The 18,423-nt window shown below is 63.5% G+C and carries 17 protein-coding genes; 10 read left to right on the top strand and 7 right to left on the bottom strand.

What is annotated here, in order from left to right; translation table 11 throughout:
* Window position 1 precedes the first annotated feature (1 nt).
* The 10 genes from KSW38_RS05655 (at window position 2) to KSW38_RS05610 (ending at window position 8,414) form a co-directional block, all read left to right on the top strand.
* On the top strand, window positions 2-535 hold the full coding sequence (locus KSW38_RS05655; protein WP_216923608.1) for a hypothetical protein: 534 nt from the start codon (window positions 2-4) through the stop codon (window positions 533-535).
* Window positions 510-980 (top strand): pyridoxamine 5'-phosphate oxidase family protein, encoded by a 471-nt coding sequence (locus tag KSW38_RS05650; protein WP_216923607.1) that lies wholly within the window; start codon window positions 510-512, stop codon window positions 978-980. Before KSW38_RS05655 ends, KSW38_RS05650 begins: the two co-directional genes overlap by 26 nt.
* Window positions 981-995: 15 nt before the next feature.
* Window positions 996-1,964: an ABC transporter ATP-binding protein gene (locus tag KSW38_RS05645; protein WP_216923606.1), complete on the top strand. Its 969-nt coding sequence runs from the start codon at window positions 996-998 to the stop codon at window positions 1,962-1,964.
* Window positions 1,965-1,966: 2 nt separating this feature from the next.
* Window positions 1,967-3,139, top strand: coding sequence for an ABC transporter permease (locus KSW38_RS05640; RefSeq protein WP_223949112.1), 1,173 nt, complete (start codon window positions 1,967-1,969; stop codon window positions 3,137-3,139).
* Window positions 3,136-4,302, top strand: a complete 1,167-nt coding sequence (locus tag KSW38_RS05635) for an ABC transporter permease (protein ID WP_216923605.1) — start codon at window positions 3,136-3,138, stop codon at window positions 4,300-4,302. The genes KSW38_RS05640 and KSW38_RS05635 overlap by 4 nt, the downstream gene beginning before the upstream one ends.
* A gap of 125 nt (window positions 4,303-4,427) precedes the next feature.
* A complete protein-coding gene (locus KSW38_RS05630) occupies window positions 4,428-4,916 on the top strand; it encodes a GyrI-like domain-containing protein (RefSeq protein WP_216923604.1) in 489 nt (162 codons plus the stop codon).
* Window positions 4,917-4,918: 2 nt separating this feature from the next.
* Window positions 4,919-5,305, top strand: a complete 387-nt coding sequence (locus KSW38_RS05625) for a hypothetical protein (RefSeq protein WP_216923603.1) — start codon at window positions 4,919-4,921, stop codon at window positions 5,303-5,305.
* 40 nt (window positions 5,306-5,345) lie between these two features.
* The gene (locus KSW38_RS05620; protein WP_216923602.1) at window positions 5,346-6,215 is read left to right on the top strand and encodes a universal stress protein; all 870 of its coding nucleotides are present in this window, start codon (window positions 5,346-5,348) and stop codon (window positions 6,213-6,215) included.
* Between the two features lie 112 nt (window positions 6,216-6,327).
* A complete protein-coding gene (locus KSW38_RS05615) occupies window positions 6,328-6,711 on the top strand; it encodes an ArsR/SmtB family transcription factor (protein ID WP_216923601.1) in 384 nt (127 codons plus the stop codon).
* A complete protein-coding gene (locus KSW38_RS05610; RefSeq protein ID WP_216923600.1) occupies window positions 6,708-8,414 on the top strand; it encodes a SulP family inorganic anion transporter in 1,707 nt (568 codons plus the stop codon). The genes KSW38_RS05615 and KSW38_RS05610 overlap by 4 nt, the downstream gene beginning before the upstream one ends.
* 67 nt (window positions 8,415-8,481) lie before the next feature.
* On the opposite strand, the gene KSW38_RS05605 is transcribed toward KSW38_RS05610, so the two are convergent.
* The 7 genes from KSW38_RS05605 to KSW38_RS05575 form a co-directional block, all read right to left on the bottom strand.
* Window positions 8,482-8,868: a VOC family protein gene (locus tag KSW38_RS05605; RefSeq protein ID WP_308169286.1), complete on the bottom strand. Its 387-nt coding sequence runs from the start codon at window positions 8,866-8,868 to the stop codon at window positions 8,482-8,484.
* A gap of 110 nt (window positions 8,869-8,978) precedes the next feature.
* Window positions 8,979-10,073 carry a tellurite resistance/C4-dicarboxylate transporter family protein gene (locus KSW38_RS05600; RefSeq protein WP_216923599.1) on the bottom strand — a complete coding sequence of 365 codons (1,095 nt, stop codon included), beginning with the start codon at window positions 10,071-10,073 and terminating at the stop codon, window positions 8,979-8,981.
* Window positions 10,074-10,076: 3 nt separating this feature from the next.
* A complete protein-coding gene (locus KSW38_RS05595; RefSeq protein ID WP_216923598.1) occupies window positions 10,077-11,324 on the bottom strand; it encodes an MFS transporter in 1,248 nt (415 codons plus the stop codon).
* Between the two features lie 12 nt (window positions 11,325-11,336).
* Window positions 11,337-12,224 (bottom strand): respiratory nitrate reductase subunit gamma, encoded by an 888-nt coding sequence (gene narI / locus KSW38_RS05590; protein WP_216923817.1) that lies wholly within the window; start codon window positions 12,222-12,224, stop codon window positions 11,337-11,339.
* A gap of 8 nt (window positions 12,225-12,232) precedes the next feature.
* Window positions 12,233-12,853, bottom strand: coding sequence for a nitrate reductase molybdenum cofactor assembly chaperone (gene narJ, locus KSW38_RS05585; protein ID WP_216923597.1), 621 nt, complete (start codon window positions 12,851-12,853; stop codon window positions 12,233-12,235).
* The gene (gene narH, locus KSW38_RS05580) at window positions 12,850-14,544 is read right to left on the bottom strand and encodes a nitrate reductase subunit beta (protein ID WP_216923596.1); all 1,695 of its coding nucleotides are present in this window, start codon (window positions 14,542-14,544) and stop codon (window positions 12,850-12,852) included. The genes narJ and narH overlap by 4 nt, the downstream gene beginning before the upstream one ends.
* The gene (locus KSW38_RS05575) at window positions 14,544-18,254 is read right to left on the bottom strand and encodes a nitrate reductase subunit alpha (protein ID WP_216923595.1); all 3,711 of its coding nucleotides are present in this window, start codon (window positions 18,252-18,254) and stop codon (window positions 14,544-14,546) included. The genes narH and KSW38_RS05575 overlap by 1 nt, the downstream gene beginning before the upstream one ends.
* Window positions 18,255-18,423 lie beyond the last annotated feature (169 nt).

Here is an 18,423-nt window from a genome sequence, read left to right as displayed (position 1 = left end):
GATGACCATTGTGCTGCTTCTGATCGTTCTTGGCTTTGTAGCCATGACATCCATTGCCGGTGGTGCGGCCCTGGCGCTTGGATCCTGGCTGGGTCCGGAACGCCTCGGTCTGCCCGCCGAGATACAACTGCCGGCTGAGTACCTGGAGGGCTCTCCCTTCAGCACATACCTGGTTCCCGGAATCCTGCTCGCTTGCGTCGTGGGCGGCCTCCATACGGCTGCCTTCGTCCTGCTCCTCAGGCGCAGTTCCTTGGCCAGTCCGGCAACCACCATCGCTGCCTACTCCATCCTGGTATGGATCTTCGTGCAGATGTCCCTGATACCGTTCAGCGCGTTGCAAGCCGTCTACTTCGGTGCAGGCCTTGCAGAACTGGGACTGCTGCTCCTTCTCCTTGGTGCCGTTCCTGGACTTGGCCGGCAAAACGGTATGCGGGGGGTGGGACAGGACGGACCGCGCGGCAGGACTTTGGGCCCTGTTGGGCGCAACCGTGCCGCCGTAGGATCGCCGCATGACCGACAAGAACATAGTGCCTGAGGCAGAAGTACTCGAAGCCGATGATTGCTGGAGGCTTCTAGGTGAAACGAATGTTGGGCGTCTCTCCGTGATCGTGGATGGCCACCCTGACATCTTTCCGGTGAATTTCGCCGTGGACAACCGGACAATCGTCTTTCGGACCGGAATGGGGACCAAGCAGCAGGCCATGGAAGACGACGCCGTCGTCGCGCTTGAAGCCGACTCGGTAAGCGCCGAGTTCGGCATGGCCTGGAGCGTCGTAGTGAAAGGAGTTGCCGGGGAGGCAGGGTCGGGCGGTCCCGCCTTGGACGAAGTCAGGCGTTCTCTCTTCCCATGGCAAGGAGTAGGCCAGGACTTCCTCTACCGGGTAGTTCCCCAGTCCATCACCGGCAGGCGGTTTGATCTCTCGGCTCCCATGTCGCTGCAAACCCGGCTCGACGACGCTACCCGCGCCGGCTTGGAATAAGTCCGGCCGGGATCAATGGAGCGGGAACCCGCACCCCCTCTCACTGGAACGGCTCTTACGGCGCGCAACCTCGTCAAGCGGTTCGGTGACCTGACCGCCGTCGACGACGTCTCTTTCCAGATCCGGCCCGGCGAAACATACGGGCTACTGGGCCCCAATGGCGCGGGCAAGACGACCATCATTTCCATGGTGGCCGGGCTGTTTCCCCCCGACTCCGGCTCAGTAGACGTGACCGACATCCGGATGGGCCCGTCCAGCCTAGGAGCCAAACGGCATATAGGGCTTGTGCCCCAGGAGCTCGCAATCTACCCGGACCTGACGGCTGAGGAGAACCTGAACTTCTTCGGACGGCTACAAGGCCTCCGCCGCAAAGACCTGAAGTCAAGGGTGGCCCTAGTCCTGGACCTCCTTGGATTGGGCGAGCGGGCACGCGAACAGACCAAGAAATACTCCGGCGGAATGAAGCGACGCCTGAACATAGGTGTCGGTCTGCTCCACCGCCCCCTCTTGTTGATCCTGGATGAACCCACCGTGGGTGTGGACCCGCAGTCACGGAACTCGATCCTCGAAGCTGTGGCGCAACTCTCCACGGAGGGAACGGCAGTCCTCTACACCACGCACTATATGGAGGAAGCTGAGCGGCTATGCGACCGGATTGCCATCCTGGACCAAGGCAAGGTCCAGGCAGAAGGAACCAGGGATGAACTCATCACCCTGACTGGAGGCGTGGACCGGATCAACCTGATCGGCACCGGAAGGATGGTCGCAGCCGCAGAGTCCCTAAGAACCGTGCCGGGCGTCCAACAGGTCAGCGGAGGGGGACTTTCAGGGCTGACCCTCACCGTCACGGACGGTCCCGCCCTCCTGGCCTCAATCATCACGAACGCCGCCACCGCCGGCATGGCAGTGACCTCGGTGGAATTAACCCGCCCCGACCTTGAGTCTGTCTTCCTTCACTTGACCGGCAAGGCCCTGAGGGACTGATCGTGAGAGCCCTCGTGACCATGGTCGGAAACGACTTCCGTCAGCGGCTCCGGGACAAAACCGTGCTCATCTTCTCGTTGCTGGTTCCCTTGGCCCTCATGGGCGTCCTTAGTTTGACCTTCGGCCGGCTGGGAAACGACAGCGTTGAACTACAGCCCGCAACGGTCGTTGCAGCGTCCGAAGACAACGGACAACTCGGCAGCATTCTGCTGGACAGTCTCGACTCCCTGGAGACAATGGACGTTTCCATCCACCGTGTGCCTGCCGAGGAAGTCAGCCCGGAGACGCGCAATGGCGGCGCCGCGCTGGGCATAATGATTCCGGAGGATTTCACCACGGCTGTGACGTCAGGTGAGGAAACCACCATCCGCCTCATCGAGGGCAATGGCTCCCCGTTGGAGACGAGCGTCTTGATTTCCGTGGTCACCGGCATAGTGGACCAGTTCAGTGCCGGTTCCGTTACCGCGATCGCAGGCCGGATCGCCGGGCTTTCCCCTGAACAGGCGGCCGAAACAGGCAGGACGTCCGCGGCCGGACCGCCGCAGCTCGCCTTGGCAGAAGGATTCGCCCCGGCGGAGCAGCTCTCATTGCGTGCCAGCCTGGTGGCCGGCCAAACAGGGCTGTTCCTTCTGTTTACTGTGGGCTTTGGAGTCCTGGGACTCCTGACCGAGAGGGAGCAGGGAACTTTGGCAAGGATAAGGTCAACCACCGCACCGTCATGGACGGTCGTCACGGCAAAGGCGGTGGTCGGGTTTCTGCTTGGTGTGGTGGCCAGCGCTGTCTTGCTCACCAGCGGCAGTTTCCTCTTCGGCGTGAACTTCGGTTCACCACTGATCGTGGCGCTCCTGGTAACCGGGGTTTCGGCAGCCGCTACCAGCCTGACGTTCATCGTTGCGCGGCTGGTCCGTACGGCCGAACAGGCAAACGTAGCCCAATCCATCCTTGCCATGGTGCTGGGCATCGCCGGTGGAGCCTTCTTCCCCATCCAGTCCTCGGGCTTCATGGCCGCGATCATGGACCTGAATCCGGTGGGTGCATTCATCCGGGGGCTGGGCATATCCGCAGGTGGTGGGGGCATAGCTGAAATCGGCGCACCCCTGGCTGTCATGTGGGGATTCGCGGTGGTTTGCACTCTGGCTTCCCGTTTCCTGCCTGACCGCGGGGCAGCGGCATGAGCCCCGTTGCAGCCATAGCCGGCCTGGAAGTTCGCCGTTTCCTGAGGGATCGGTCGAACATCTTCTTTGTCTTCATCTTCCCGTTGCTCCTGATCCTGTTGTTGGGGTCCCAGTTCGGATCCAGCGCCGCATCGACACGTGTAGCAATAGCGGGTGGAGCGGGAACCACCCTGGAAAAGGCCCTCGCTGAACAGCTGACCTCAGATCGTTTGCAGGTCTATTCGGGCTCTCCCCAAGCGATACGCGAGGAAATCAGCAGAGGAAGGACCGACGTCGGGCTCTTCATCAGCGAGCAAGCGGCACAAGCATTCGACGACGGTGTCCAGGCACACATGGAGGTACTGACCGCATCGCAAGCCTCCGGACAAGCGGCCCTCCAAAAGGTGAGGGCATCCGTCCAAATCGTCAGTTCCAGGCAAAGCCAACTGTCAGCCTTGATGAAGGCAGGGCTGACGGGCGACGCAGCGCGTGCCGCGCTGGAGCGGTCAAAGGAGCAGGTCCATGCCCCAACCATCGATCTGGTGGATACCGGCGACGTTTCCCAGGTATTCCGGGGACTCGGGCAATTTGACCTCGGTGCTACCCAGCAGCTGCTGCTGTTCATTTTCCTCAGTTCCCTGACGGGAGCTGTCGCGCTTATCCAGGCGCGGCGGTTGGGCGTTGTTTCACGCACGTTGGCAGCACCGTTGTCGGCCCGCCAAGCGGTCTCGGGCCTGGCGCTGGGCAGGTTCGGGATCGCTGTCGTCCAGGGCATCTACATCATTATTGGGACAGCCCTCCTGTTCGGCGTCGATTGGGGCAACCTATGGCTCACTGCCCTCGTGCTGGCGGCATTCAGCGCTGTGGCCGCCGCGGCGGCGATGGTGATCGGTTCACTGCTGGATCACGACGGCGCGGCGACAGGTCTGGGTATCGGTGCGGGCCTGGTACTGGCCGGGTTGGGCGGGTGCATGGTGCCGCCCGAGTTCTTCCCCGAACCGCTAAACACGATATCCAGCTTAACGCCGCATCGCTGGGCTTATGAGGCGCTCGCTGACATCCAAAGGCATGATGGAACGTTGGCCGACATCATGCCAAGTGTGGGTGTCCTGGTTGCATTGGCAGTGGTCCTGCTGGCCGTGGGCGCCCGAATTTTGCTTCGAAGCCTGGGCCGGGCGCTGTGACCCCGGATCTTCCTCCCGATGCGTGGCCTTTTTCGACGGGTCACCCCAAGGACTGGCGTCCACTGTTTAGGTTTTAGAGTCCTTCGGCCCTGTCGTTTGCAGCACGGTCAGGGAAATCTGGAGACATGAGCACCATCGATCCGCAACCGAGAATGATTAAGACATCCGAGCAGCCCACCGCGGTGCTCCGCGAACGCGTGGCAATGGCCAACCTGACAGAGTTCTTCGGCCGTGCCTTCGGTGCTGTCATGGCCGCTGCCCAGGCCCAGCACGCCAGCCCCACAGGCCCGCCTTTTGCCCTGTACCACGGCATGCCTACCGACACAGTGGATGTTGAGGCAGGGTTTCCTGTGACCCCGGGCTTCTCCGCTGCCGGGGACGTCATCAGTGGCTTGCTGCCGGGGGCAGACGCTTTCGAGGCCGTCCACAAGGGTCCCTATGACACGCTGGAAAGGACATACGCCTTGATCCTTGAGCGGATGAGTGCTGAAGGAATGACGCCCTCGGACACGATGTGGGAGTTCTACCTGAGTGACCCGGAAAGGGAACCGGACCCCGGCAAATGGCAGACACGCGTCGTCTGGCCCGTGGTCGGAGAAGTGCGGGCAGGCTGACCATGGCGATTCGACAGGACAAACCACGTAAGAGTGACCGCGGATTCCATCAGGGTTACCCATCCGACGCTCACCGGGGGCAGGCCCAACGAACCGGAAAACTGCAGATGGTGGTCAAGTTGGAGCCAGATTATCCGGCTGCAGGCATCATTGTCCGCGGACACATCACCAGCCAGAGCATCCCCGTCATCTTCGCGGTGGTGCGCCGGGTCAACGCAGCCGTGCCCGGCGTCGATATCTCCGTGGATCTTAGCCTTGCCGGCATAACGACCGAGGCACTGGAGGAACTCAAGGAGGTCTCCAGGACCGGCATGCTGCCTTTGGCCGCGGATCCTGCGAGGGTTCCATGCCACCTCCGGATTCTGGAATCCTCGAGGCAAATGGCCTGAACGGCTGTCGATTGCAACTTGACGAAAGCAGGCAACAACAATGAGCAATGACCACACGATCGCCGTCGGCGTAAAGGACTCTACCCAAAGCGAGGCCGCACTGGTTTGGGCTGGCCGGCGCGCCGAAAAGCAGCATGCACCTCTCGTAATCCTTCATGTCGTGGATGATCGCTGGCTTGTAGAACCCGGCTCCTGGAGGGCGTCCCTCACTCAAACCGGCGAAAAACTGCTTCAGGCTGCGGCGGCCCGCATAGGTCAGCGTTTCGACGTCAAATCAAGCACGGAACTACTCACCGGAAGTGTGGCGGCGGCCCTTGGTGATTACGCCCGAAAGACCTCCCTGATGGTCATCGGTTCGGGAAGCCCCCATCTTGGCGGTTCCATGACAGACCGGGCTCTGCAGATAGCGGGCGCCTCCTCGGGGCCCGTGGCCGTCGTCGGGACTGCAAACGACTATGAGGACAGGCACGGAATCGTGGTTGGCGTGGACGGTTCGGAACACTCCCTCAGGGCCGTTGCCTTCGCTGCCGCAGAGGCGGATCGCGAAGGCCAGGAACTCACTGTGCTCCATGCTTACAACGCACCTGATCCGGTCGCGGATGCCGGTTTGGCGCCCGCGGAACTCAGGCAGTTGATCAGCGAACAGGAGCGCATTGTGCTATCTGAAACGGTGGCCGGACTGAGCAACTCCTATCCCGACCTGGCCATCAACAGGGTTTCGGAACCTCACAAGGAACCAGTGCGGGCCCTGGTGGACGCAGCTGCCAATGCACGACTGCTCGTTGTGGGAAGCCGCGGACGTGGAGGATTCTCCCGCCTGTTGCTTGGTTCGACTGTCCATGGCGTCCTAACTCATCTGCCCTGCCCCACCATCGTCATCCCACCCGCACACACTCCGGAGAGCGACTAGCCTGCGCGGGTCCTGGTGCCAGGTTCTCGTCAATAATCCGATTCGCCCGCTTGCAATCCTGAATGATGGATCCATAAAATAGTCAAATACAGATGCGGCGAACAAGGAGTCAATGGTGGAAGCCTTTTCGGATTTTCGGGCGCCCTTGTATGAGGTGAAGGCCAATCTGTTCAAGGGTCTGGCCCATCCGGTCCGGATCCGGGTGCTGGAGTTGTTGTCGGCTGCCCCTGAAGTGTCGGTAACGGAGATGCTGGCTGCAACAGGACTGGAGGCCTCGCACCTGTCCCAGCACTTGATGGTGTTGCGCCGCTACCATCTGGTCACAGGTGAGCGCCGGGCGTTGCAAATGTTCTATTCGCTGGCGTATCCGCAGGTCGCCGAGCTGCTTTCGGTGGCGAGGCTTTTGCTGAACGACATGCTGCGCACGACGCGGGATCAGCTCGAGTCGTCCCAGGAAGTGTCCCGCGGGTCCGCTGCTGAAGCCAGCACGCGGTGAAGGTTTTCGCCGCAGGCTTGGCATTGCTGCCTGGCCGGCAAGACTATGCCGAACTCCCGCGCACCTGGAAGGGGGATCTGGTTGCCGGTGTCACCGTGGGCATCGTAGCCCTGCCGTTGGCGTTGGCATTCGGGGTCAGCTCGGGCGCGGGCGCGGCGAGCGGCCTGATCACCGCCGTCGTTGCGGGCGTGATCGCGGCGGTATTCGGAGGCTCCAATATCCAAGTCTCTGGACCCACGGGCGCCATGGTCGTGGTCCTTGGCCCGGTCATCGCCACTCATGGGCTCGGCGCCTTGGCGGCGGTCTCCGTCATGGCCGGGGTGATCGTGCTTGCTGCGGGGCTGCTCAAGCTGGGCCGGCTGGTTACGTTGCTGCCTTGGCCGGTGATTGAGGGGTTCACGGTCGGTATCGCCGCGATTATCTTTCTCCAGCAGGTTCCCGCAGCGTTCGGGTCCAGTTCCGGGTCCAGCGGCAATGCCGCCGTCTCGGCCGTCCAGGCGCTGGCTACCGTTTCTGCCGCCTCTGCGCTGGCTCCGGCCGCGCTGGTTGCACTGGTGGTGCTGATCATGGTTACGGCGCCGCGGATCCATCCCCGGATTCCCGCCTCACTTATCGCGATCATTGTGGCCAGCGTCACGGCGCAAGTCCTGGATCTTCCGGTGACCAGGATCGGCGCCCTGCCCCAGAGCCTGCCTTCCCCCGTCATTCCTTCCCTGGACTGGACGACACTGGCAAACTTGGCCGGACCGGCGGCGACGATTGCGGCCCTCGCAGCGATCGAGTCCCTGCTCTCGGCACGGGTTGCCGCCTCGATCTCCGATACGGGCCCCTACGACGCGGACCGTGAACTTTTGGGCCAGGGCCTGGCCTCCGTGGCGTCCGGCTTCTTCGGTGGCATGCCAGCCACCGGAGCCATCGCCCGCACCGCGGTGAACATCCGCTCGGGCGGCAGGACACGCCTGGCCGCCATCACCCATGCCCTCCTCCTGTTGGCCGTGGTGTACCTGGCCACCGGCCCGGTTTCCCGCATTCCGCTTGCCGCCCTTGCAGGGGTGCTGATGGTCACCGCGACCCGCATGGTCTCGCCCGCCGCACTGCGCGCCGTGATCGGATCGACCAGGGCGGACACAGTCGTGTTTTTCGTCACCGCGCTCATTACCGTGTCCTTTGACCTGATCGAGGCCGTGGAGATCGGCATCGCCGTCGCCTCCTTCTTTGCCCTGCGCTCCTTGGTCCGTTCCAGCGGCGTCCACCGGGAGGAAATCCCCGGCCCGGTCCACGACGGGGACGAGCACATCGCTATCTTCAGGCTCGACGGTGCCCTCTTCTTTGCCGCCGCCGAACGCGTCCTGGACCGGGTCAGCGCGATCCAGAACGTCGACGTCGTAATCATCCGCATGTCACAGCTACAGACCCTGGACGCGACCGGTGCCAGGGTCATCACCGAGATCGTTAATGCCCTTGAACGGCGAGGGATCACCGTCCTCATCAAAGGCATCCAGGACCGCCACCTTCGCCTCCTCACCCGGGTAGGAGTCCTGGAATCCCTGCGCCACCACAAACACCTCTTCACCGAACTGGCCCCGGCAGTCGAGCACGCACGCAGCCACGTCGCCCGCGCGGCCACCGCGCGTGCCACCCGAACCCACGGCCCGGCCCTTGAATCCAACCCGGCCCCCACCTCAGGCCCCACCGACGAATGAAGAAGGTGTCAGCGCCTAGTCGGTGCCGCCCCATTCCCCCGCACGACAGGCGGGGCGCAAATGGGTTCTAGGTGTTTGGGCGGACCACGCACCACTCGTTGCCCTCTGGGTCCAGGAGCACCTGGAAGGTCCCAGGACCATCCACATGAATCGCGCCAACCCTGACAGCGCCAAGGGCAGCAGCCTCATCGGAAGCTTGCGCCACGTCCTTCACAAGGACATCAATGTGCAGCCGGTTCTTAAGCTGCTTCACCTCAGGTACCCGCTGGAAGGCTAGCCGCGTCCAGCCCGGCGGGTCGATATACGACCAGTCATCACTTCGGTGTACTGGTGTACCGCCAAGGATCAACGACCAAAACCGCGCAAGCGCGGCAGGGTTCTGACAGTCAACGACCACTTCATCAACGCTCCCGATCATGAACCGAGCATATTGGGAGCCGATCACATCACTCACCTATGACTGCTTGCGTGTCACAGCCGTACGTCCTTGGAAGTGGGACATCGCGTGTACGGGGCACTCCCCCGTTTATCGGAAACGTCTCTTCCGGGACAGGCTCTCGGCACTCACCCCATCAGGCCACTCCCTCGGTGTCGCATGCCCGGGCTCATTAAGGTGATCCAGAGATGCCGGAGCATCGCCGCAAAAGTGGTGAGGAACGCTGCGACCGCGATCCATAACTCTGCACGGCCTATAAGAGCGACAATGGGTAATTGGTCTGCTCGGCCCAGATAAATTCCGGCCACCGCGTACATGCCAAGGGGAAATATGACGCTCCACAGCCCGGGCTCGAAGGCCAGGGGAACGCGGTGGATCACGTGCCGCCACCACCCGGCTGCGAGAAGCACGGGAAATAGCCACGAGGCGAATGCCCAGAACACCACGGACGAACCGGCCACGAGCCCTCGGGTCGCGTCGACCATGGGCGCGCCGGCCATCTCGACAATCCGCGCGCCAGCCAGAACGCTGATGGCCATGGCGCCCATGGCCACAAAGTACTGTGGGCGGAGGTCCTCCGGCTTGATCGGATAGGTCATGAGTCGCAACGAGACGAAGACTCCCACAGCGGCATACAGAATGAGACCCACCGACCACGCGGTGACAGCGACAAGCGCTAAGGTCGGGCGCCAGTCCGGTCCGGCCAGTGGCTCGACGGACGCCGCTGCGACTGCCACGGATTGGCTGGCCACGCACCAAATAAACCATGTGCCGTTGGCGTCCTTAACTACGGGCCGTTCGTCCCGGCCGAGGACAGCGGTCCACGGCACAACGTAGCCGAGTACTACCCATGCGAGCACCGCGACGACGAGGAGCGCCGCCGTCGTGCCCTGCCATCCCATCATTCCCAGCCGCACGCCAAGTACATTGGTCCCGGCGATGAACGTGAAGAAACCGAAGGCCCGGGAGGGATCCATGAAATCGCGCCGCATATCCTCGCGGAACCTCACCAGACGCACCAGGCTGAGCACGAGAATCACTATGTAGGAGAGGGCGCAGATCACTAGGAGCGCCGCGGACAGGGTGGCGAATCCTTCGAGCTCGAGCCCCACCGAAATGATGCCGCTGGCCATGGTGAGGGCGAAATATCCAGGCGTGAGGCTCCGCACCGCCTCGGTGAGACGCGTACCGAATAAATTCGGGTCTTGAGTGGTGCTGGTCATCAGCTAGGTACGCTTCCGGCGGGAAGCACCGCCTGTGCGCCCCGGAACGTCAGCCGCCGCGAGCGTGCGGACGAGAACGAGAGTGAAGGCAAACGCTGCCGCCGCGGTCACCACAAGCAGCATGAGCCCTATGAAGTAGCTGTTATCCGCGGCGTTATAGGTGGCGCCCATAACCAGCGGGGGGAAGTAACCGCCCAAGCCGCCGGCCGCGCTGACGATGCCGCTGATGCTGCCCACTTTGCCTGGTGGTGACAACCTGCCCACCCAAGCGAATACACCGCCTGTGCCCAGGCCCAGCGCGGCGGCCATCGCCACGAAGGTCAGGCCGGCGGGAATTTCGCCGTCTGGCCGCAGGTGCACGATGAGGGCAAGGATCGCCACCCCCGCCAGCGATACAAGAACTACCGGTTTGGACCCTGTCCTGTCCGCCAGGACGCCACCCACGGGGCGGAAAAGGACGGCTGCCAAAGCGAAACCAGCCGTCCGGGCGCCCGCTGCCGTGGCATCGAAATCGTAGATGTCCCGAAGGTAGGTGGGCAGGTAGGTGGCAAAGGAAACGAATCCGCCAAAGACGACGGCGTAGAGGAAGCACAGCTTCCACGTGACGGCGAGCCCTGCAGCATCCTTGAGTTTGGGGATCACCGGGGCGGTGTTCGGTTGCCACCCCGGGGCTTCCTGCAGATTGAACCAGAGCAGAGCAGCCATGGTCACCAGAAGCCCGGCAATGAGCAGATGGGTGGGCAGGTAACCGATCCAGATCACCAACCGCGGGGTCAGGAAGGCTGCCAGCGCCGTGCCGCCCATGCCGGCACCGAAAACACCGGTGGCGAAGCCGCGCCGGGAAGGCTCGTACCATGCGCTGACGAAAGGAATCCCCACGGCGAACACGGTGCCCGCGATGCCCAGGAGCAGACCCGCAGCCAACACCAGGGCGTAGGAACCGAGCGAACCGCCAAGGGCGACCAGCAGGACCGGCAGGACACTGCCCAACAGGACAAACGTGAACATGACCCGCCCGCCGAAACGATCTGTCATGGCTCCGACCACGATCCTGCCGAGTGATCCGACGAAAATGGGCATGGCCACCAGAATGGCGGTGGACGTTGAGTTCAGTCCCATTTCCTGGGTGTAGCGGGCGCCGAGGGGAGCCACGATGTTCCAGGCCCAGAAGGCCGTAACAGAGGCGCCGGTGGCCAGAGCAAGGTTGCATCCAACTCCGGCGCTGGAGGCCTTAGTGGCGGATCCTGGCATGTACTTCTCCTCTCACCGGTTGCGGGTGTCCCGGTCCTCGGTCCCGACGGCGGACCAGCCTCGCCGTGTGGCAGAGGCCCTGGAATTCCTGACAGCACTGGCACGGGAATTTGCCTTCGCCCTGCTGCCGGGCCGGGCGCTGGTGCGCCCAACCCCCCGGCCGCGGCTGTTGTCCCGTGAGCGGTAGACGATGTACGGGCGGAAAAGGTAGTGGAACGGTGCGGTGAAGGCGTGGACCAGCCGGGTGAAGGGCCAGATGATGAACAGGGACATGCCGACCAGGGTGTGCAAGTGGAAAGAGAACGGCGCCACTGCCATGGCGGCGATGTCCGGCTGGAAGATGAAGAGGGACCGGAACCAGGGCGCTACCGTTTCGCGGTAGTTGTGCCCGTGCCCGCCCTCGAAAACGCTGGCCAGGGTGGTCCACAAACCGAACACGATCGCCGCCGTGAGGACCACGTACATGGTTTTGTCATTCTTGGTGGTGGCCATGAACACCGGCCCGGTGGTGCGGCGCCGATAAATCAGCAGGAGTATTCCGCCCAGAGTCCCCGCCCCCGCGATCCCGCCCACCATGAGGGCGTTGAAGTGATAGAACTCCTGGCTCATGCCAACAGCTTCAGTCCACGTCATCGGGATGACGAGACCGAAGAAGTGTCCGGCGATCACGGCAAGCAGGCCGAAGTGGAACAACGGCGAGGCGATCCGCAGCAGCCGGGACTCGTATAGCTGCGAGGACCTGGTGGTCCAGCCGAACTGATCGTACTTATACCGCCAGATCAGCCCGCCCACAAGGACCACGACCATCACATACGGCAGGACACCCCAGAGCACGATGTCCAGGGCGGTGAGCTCGACGGCGGCAGCCGGCCCGGTTTCAAAGGCAGCGGACTCGGCCATCAGCATGGTCAAACCCCTTTCACGGGCAGCAGGCGCGGATCGTACGGGTCCAGACCCACCGCTTCGGTGGGCGGCCCGTAACCGGCCATCCGCATGACGGCCTGCTCATCGGCAGGAGATTTCCCGGGCAGCGTGTCGCAGATGGCCTGCAGGATCCGGGCGTGGGGCAGTTCGTCACGCAGCAGCCCGAATCGGAGCATTTCCAGGCTGGCCCGGTAGCGGATCAGCAAGTCACGACCCCCTGCAAGGTCCACCCGCGCCGCGTATTCGAGAACCATGGGGAGATAGTCCGGCAGTTCGCCGTGGGTGTCCACCAGGGCCTCGCTTTGCCGGTAGGCCTTCTTGAAGTTGCCCAGCACTTCGCCACGGCGCCTGGTGTCACCATCCGTCCAGTAGCTCAGGTGCAGTGCGTGGCGCCGGCCCATGTCAAACTCGCGCACGTAGTGTGTCTGGATTTCCATTGGCTCCGAGGATTCGAGCAGGTCCAGGACGCCCTCGAAGTCCTCGACCGCACCCGGATACTCAGTCAAAGCGGCCCTAATGAGCGGGGTCTTGGTAAGCAGCTCCTCATCCGGGTACGACAGGCACCATGCCGCAGCCATGTACACCACCTGCTCATGCCGGCTCACGGCTCCTCCTTGTCCGTCGCAGAGTCCGGATCGTAGTTCGGCCGTCCAGGGAAGAGCCCGGGCGGCGCCCCGCGCCCGTCCCAGTTCAACAGGTTGACCCGGCCACTGAGGCCTGGACCGGACCCCATCTCGTTTGTCGTCTGCCGGTCCCGCAGGGCATTGAACGTTTCCACCGCCACCGGGATGGGCCGGCCGCTCGCCTCACCGAACGGCGAGGAGTCCTGCATGCCCGGACCGCCGTCGAAATCCAGTGAACAGCCCATCTCTTCCAAGTCATGCGCCTGTTCCACATGGGCCTTGGGTATCACGTAGCGCTCATCGTATTTGGCGATGGCCATGAGACGGTACATCTCGTACATGCTCTGACTGTCCATCCCGACGGACTCGGGGATGGAGTCCTCGGGATCATTGCCCAGGCTGATGCCACGCATGAAGGAGCGCATCGCCGCGAGCTTGCGCAGAACCCCGGCGACGCGGTCGGTGTCGCCGGCGGTGAAGAGTTCCGCAAGGTATTCCACCGGGATGCGCAGGGCGTCGATGGCGCCAAAGAGGTTGCCATGATCCTCACCGTCGTGGCCTTGGTCCCGCAGCAGGTCCACAACCGGCGAGAGCGGAGGAACATACCAGACCATAGGCATGGTCCGGTATTCGGGGTGCAGTGGCAGGGCCACCTTGTAGACCTTGGCGAGGGCGTAGACCGGGGACCTGCGGGCGGCGTCGATCCAGTCCTCCGGAATGTCCTGGGCCCGTGCTTCGGCCTGGACAGCGGGGTCATTCGGGTCCAGCAGCACGTCCATCTGGGCGTCGTACAGTTCCTTGGGGTCGGTGACCGAGGCAGCCGCGGTGACGGCGTCAGCGTCGTACAGAAACAGGCCCAGGTACCGCAGCCTGCCCACGCACGTCTCGGAGCAGACAGTGGGCAGGCCCACCTCCACCCGGGGGTAGCAGAAGGTGCACTTTTCGGCCTTGCCCGTTTTGTGGTTGAAATAGATCTTCTTGTACGGACAACCGGTGACGCACTGCCGCCAGCCCCGGCACCGGTCCTGGTCCACCAGGACGATGCCGTCCTCCACCCGCTTGTAAATCGCCCCCGACGGGCAGGACGCCATGCAGGACGGGTTCAGGCAGTGCTCGCAAATCCGCGGCAGGTAGAACATGAACGTCTGCTCATAAGCGAACTTAATCTTGTCCTCGGATTCGCGCCGGATCTTCTCCACGATCGGATCCAAATGCCCATACTGGGTGGACCCGCCCAGGTCATCGTCCCAGTTCGCGGACCAGGTGATCCTTGTATCTTCCCCTGTGATCAGCGATTTGGGCCGGGCCACCGGAAAATCGTCACCCAAGGGCGCGTCGACCAGTGTCTTGTAGTCGTAGGTCCACGGCTCATAGTAATCCTTGAGTTCGGGCTGGACCGGGCTGGCGAAGATCCCAAACATTTTCTTGACCCGGCCGCCTGCCTTCAGGACCAGCTTGCCGCGCTTATTCAGGGACCAGCCGCCGTACCAGCGCTCCTGGTCCTCATACCGGCGGGGGTAGCCCTGGCCGGGACGGGTTTCGACGTTGTTGAACCACACGTACTCGGTGCCGGCACGGTTGGTCCAGGCCTGTTTGCAGGTCACCGAACAGGTATGGCAGCCGATGCATTTGTCCAGGTTCATCACCATGCCCATTTGAGCCATCACACGCATCAGTACTGCACCTCCTGTGACCGACGGCGGACGGTGGCCACCATGTCACGCTGGTTTCCGGTGGGGCCAAGGTAGTTGAACGCGTAGGCGAGCTGGGCGTAGCCGCCAATCAGGTGCGAGGGTTTCACCAACAGCCGGGTAACGGAGTTGTGGATGCCGCCGCGCCGCCCGGTGGCCTCGGACTTCGGCACGTCGATGGTGCGTTCCTGCGCGTGGTGGACGTACACCAACCCGGCGGGCATCCGGTGGCTGACGATGGCACGGGCCACCAGCACGCCGTTGATGTTGGTGCATTCCACCCAGTCGTTGTCCTTCACTTTGATGGACTCGGCATCGGCAGGGCTCATCCACACCGTCGGGCCGCCACGGGACAGCGAAAGCATCAGCAGATTGTCCTGGTATTCGGAGTGGATGGACCACTTGGAGTGCGGCGTCAGGTACCGGACCACGACCTCCAACTGCCCGTCCCCGCCCAGCTTAGGCTCGCCGAAGAGCCGGTGCATGTCCAGAGGCGGCCGGTAGATCGGCAGGGCCTCGCCGATGTCGATCATCCAGTCGTGGTCCAGGAAGAAGTGCATCCGTCCCGTGAGGGTGTGGAAGGGCTTCAGTCTCTCGATGTTGATGGTGAACGGGGCGTAGCGGCGCCCACCGGTTTCAGAACCGGACCATTCCGGCGAGGTGATCACCGGGACCGGGCCGGCCTGGGTCTGGGCGAAGGTGATGAATTTTTCCTCCGATCCCTCGGAGAGGTCCGCGAGCTTCTGCCCGGTGCGGATCTCCAGGTCCTTGAAGCCCTGGACGGTCAGCTCACCGTTGGTGGTGCCTGAGAACGCCAGGATTGCCTCGGCCATCTTCGCGTCGGTGTCCAGAGCGGGACGGCCGTCGGCAGCGCCGCCAAGCATGACCCCGTTGGAGTGGCTCAGCCGCTTGAGCGGCCCGGCGAGTTTGTAAGTGACGTTCTTGACCGTGAAGCCATGTTTGTCAGCCAGCGGCCCGACGGCGGCCAGCTTGTCCGCGATCGCGGTGTAGTCCCGCTCCACCACCGAAAAGACGGGCATGTTCTGCCCTGGCACCGCAGGGATGTCCGGCCCCCGCCAGTCTCGGACAATTCCGCCGGGCTGGGCGAGCTGGCCGGAGGTGTCGTGCTGCAGCGGCACGGAAACCAGGTCCCGGCGGACCCCCAGGTGGGTTTTCGCCTGCCGGGAGAACTCCCGGGCCAGCAGCTGGAAGGCGCCGAAGTCGGTTTTCGTCTCCCAGGGCGGGTCGATCGCGGGAGTGAAGGCGTGAACGAAGGGATGCATGTCCGTGGAGGACAGGTCGTGCTTCTCGTACCAGGTGGCAGCGGGGAAGACAACGTCGGACAACAAGGTGGTGGAGGTCATCCGGAAGTCCGCCGAGACCAGCAGGTCCAGTTTCCCTTCCGGCGCCACTTCATGCCACTTCACGTCCCGGGGTTTGAGCCCTTCGGCGTGGTCCTGGCCCAGGACGTTGTTGTGGGTTCCGAGCAGGTTGCGCAGGAAGTACTCGTTGCCCTTCGCCGAGGAACCGAAAAGGTTGGAGCGCCACAGCACCAGAGTGCGCGGCCAGTTCTCCGGGGCATCTACGTCCTCAATCGCCGGTGTCAGCGTACCGCTCTTGAGCTGTTCCGCGATGTATGTTGGGGTGTCCTTCGCGGTACCGGCGGCGACGGCGGTCACCGCCTCGTCCGCGATATCCAACGGGTTGCGGTCGAACTGGGGATAGAACGGCATCCACCCGAGTCTCGCGGACTGGGCGAGGGCGTCGGCAGTGTGCATGCCATCCAGGGCGCCGGTGGACAGGGGGGATTTCAGCGCATCGGCGGAGTAGCCGTCCTGGCGCCACTGGTCCGTGTGCATGTACCAGTAGCCGGTGCCGATCATGGTCCGTGGTGGCCGTGACCAGTCCAGCGCATTGGCCAGGGACACCCAGCCCGTGACGGGCCGCGTCTTTTCCTGGCCGACGTAATGCGCCCAGCCGCCGCCGTTGCGGCCCATGCAGCCGGTCAGCATGACCAGGGCCAGCACGGCGCGGTAGGTGGTGTCGCCGTGGAACCATTGGCAGATCCCGGCGCCCATGATAATCATGGAACGGCCCCTGGACTCTTCGGCATTCCGGGCGAACTCGCGGGCCACCCGGATGCAGGCTTGCGCCGGGACCGAGGTGATTTCCTCCTGCCAGGCCGGAGTGTACGGTGTGGAAGCATCCTCGTAGCCGGTGGCCCAGTCCCCCGGGAGCCCTTCCCGGCCCACCCCGTACTGGGCGAGCATGAGGTCAAAGACGGTGGTGACCAGATGGCCCTCCACCTCCATGACCGGCACTCCGCGCCGCAGAACGCTGCCGGTGCCGTCCGGCTGTTCGAAGCACGGGAGCAGGATTTCTGCACCCTCGCCGGACACTTCCCGCAGGGAAAGGGCCGGCGCGATTCCTTCGAGGTCAAGGTTCCACTTGCCTTCGCCACTACCCGAATATCGGAACCCCATGGAACCGTTGGGAACGGCGGGGAGTCCCGTGTTTTTGTCGAACAGGACGGTACGGAAGGCCGCGTCCTCAGCCTCGGCTTCGCCGGGAATGTCCCGTGCGGTGAGGAATTTCGACGGCGTCAAGGCACCGTCGTCGCGCCTTACCAGCCGGACCAGGAACGGCAGGTCCGTGTACTGCTTGACGTAATCGGTGAAGAACGGGACTTCGCGGTCCACGAAAAATTCCTTGAGCATCACGTGGCCCATGGCCATCGCCAGCGCCGCATCGGTGCCGGCCTGCGCAGGAAGCCATTCGTCGGCAAACTTGGTGTTGTCCGCGTAGTCAGGGCTGACGGTTACCACCTTGGTGCCGCGGTAACGGACTTCTGCCATCCAGTGTGCATCCGGTGTGCGGGTGACGGGGACGTTGGATCCCCACATCATGAGGTACCGGGCGTCCCACCAGTCACCCGATTCCGGGACGTCGGTCTGGTCCCCGAAGACCTGCGGGCTGGCTACTGGAAGGTCTGCGTACCAGTCGTAGAAGGACGTCATCACCCCGCCGATGAGCTGGATGAAACGGGTCCCGACGGCGTGCGAGACCATGGACATCGCGGGGATGGGCGAGAAGCCCGCGCACCGGTCCGGGCCGTAGGTCTTGATGGTGTTCACATGCGCGGCGGCGGCGATTTCGATCGCCTCCTGCCAGGACACCCGAACCAACCCGCCCTTGCCGCGGGCCTGCTGGTAACGGCGCCGCCGTTCCGGATCACCGGCGACGTCAGCGAAGGCCAGCACCGGGTCGCCGAGCCGGGCCTTGGCCTCCCTGTACATTTCCACGAGGACACCGCGGGCATACGGAAAGCGGACGCGGGTGGGTGAGTAGGTGTACCAGGAAAAAGCCGCGCCACGCGGACAGCCCCTCGGTTCGTATTCCGGGCTATCGGGGCCAACGGACGGGTAGTCGGTCTGCTGGGACTCCCAGGTGATTATGCCGTCCCTGACATACACCTTCCACGAACAGGAGCCGGTGCAGTTCACTCCGTGCGTAGATCGCACCACCTTGTCGTGGCTCCACCGGTCACGGTAGAAGATGTCGCCCTTGCGCCCGCCCTCCCGGAACACCGCCCTGCCGTCATCGGTCTGGTCCCATTTCGTGAAGAAACGCCCCAGTTTCAACATTGCATCGGAGGCGGGTCCGTCCAACCCCGCCGGTCCCCTGGCAGTCATGCCCTCATCCTAGGGACCGGGTCCAGGTCAAGAAAGGGTCCAGGAGGCACTTGTCATTCCGCCTGGGTTATGCGTGCCCCCTCGGTCAACGGCGCATGGGGCACCGTTGACAAACCACGAAAGCTTTTCACGAATTGTGCACAGCGAGAATCGGGCCGGTGACCGGGGA

Origin of the sequence: Paenarthrobacter aromaticivorans (assembly GCF_019038615.1) — a bacterium.
In the GTDB taxonomy this organism is placed as follows: domain Bacteria; phylum Actinomycetota; class Actinomycetes; order Actinomycetales; family Micrococcaceae; genus Arthrobacter; species Arthrobacter aromaticivorans.
This window is presented reverse-complemented; position numbering and strand designations above follow the sequence as displayed.

Excerpts from the sequence above, each read along its gene's own strand:
- KSW38_RS05630 (WP_216923604.1), top strand. The coding sequence starts at position 4,428 with ATGAGCACCATCGATCCGCAACCGAGAATGATTAAGACATCCGAGCAG.
- KSW38_RS05645 (WP_216923606.1), top strand. The coding sequence starts at position 996 with ATGGAGCGGGAACCCGCACCCCCTCTCACTGGAACGGCTCTTACGGCG.
- KSW38_RS05600 (WP_216923599.1), bottom strand. The coding sequence starts at position 10,073 with ATGACCAGCACCACTCAAGACCCGAATTTATTCGGTACGCGTCTCACC.
- narI (WP_216923817.1), bottom strand. The coding sequence starts at position 12,224 with ATGGCCGAGTCCGCTGCCTTTGAAACCGGGCCGGCTGCCGCCGTCGAG.
- KSW38_RS05650 (WP_216923607.1), top strand. The coding sequence starts at position 510 with ATGACCGACAAGAACATAGTGCCTGAGGCAGAAGTACTCGAAGCCGAT.
- KSW38_RS05635 (WP_216923605.1), top strand. The coding sequence starts at position 3,136 with ATGAGCCCCGTTGCAGCCATAGCCGGCCTGGAAGTTCGCCGTTTCCTG.
- narH (WP_216923596.1), bottom strand. The coding sequence starts at position 14,544 with ATGCGTGTGATGGCTCAAATGGGCATGGTGATGAACCTGGACAAATGC.
- KSW38_RS05625 (WP_216923603.1), top strand. The coding sequence starts at position 4,919 with ATGGCGATTCGACAGGACAAACCACGTAAGAGTGACCGCGGATTCCAT.
- KSW38_RS05615 (WP_216923601.1), top strand. The coding sequence starts at position 6,328 with ATGGTGGAAGCCTTTTCGGATTTTCGGGCGCCCTTGTATGAGGTGAAG.
- KSW38_RS05655 (WP_216923608.1), top strand. The coding sequence starts at position 2 with ATGACCATTGTGCTGCTTCTGATCGTTCTTGGCTTTGTAGCCATGACA.
- KSW38_RS05595 (WP_216923598.1), bottom strand. The coding sequence starts at position 11,324 with ATGCCAGGATCCGCCACTAAGGCCTCCAGCGCCGGAGTTGGATGCAAC.
- KSW38_RS05620 (WP_216923602.1), top strand. The coding sequence starts at position 5,346 with ATGAGCAATGACCACACGATCGCCGTCGGCGTAAAGGACTCTACCCAA.
- KSW38_RS05575 (WP_216923595.1), bottom strand. The coding sequence starts at position 18,254 with ATGACTGCCAGGGGACCGGCGGGGTTGGACGGACCCGCCTCCGATGCA.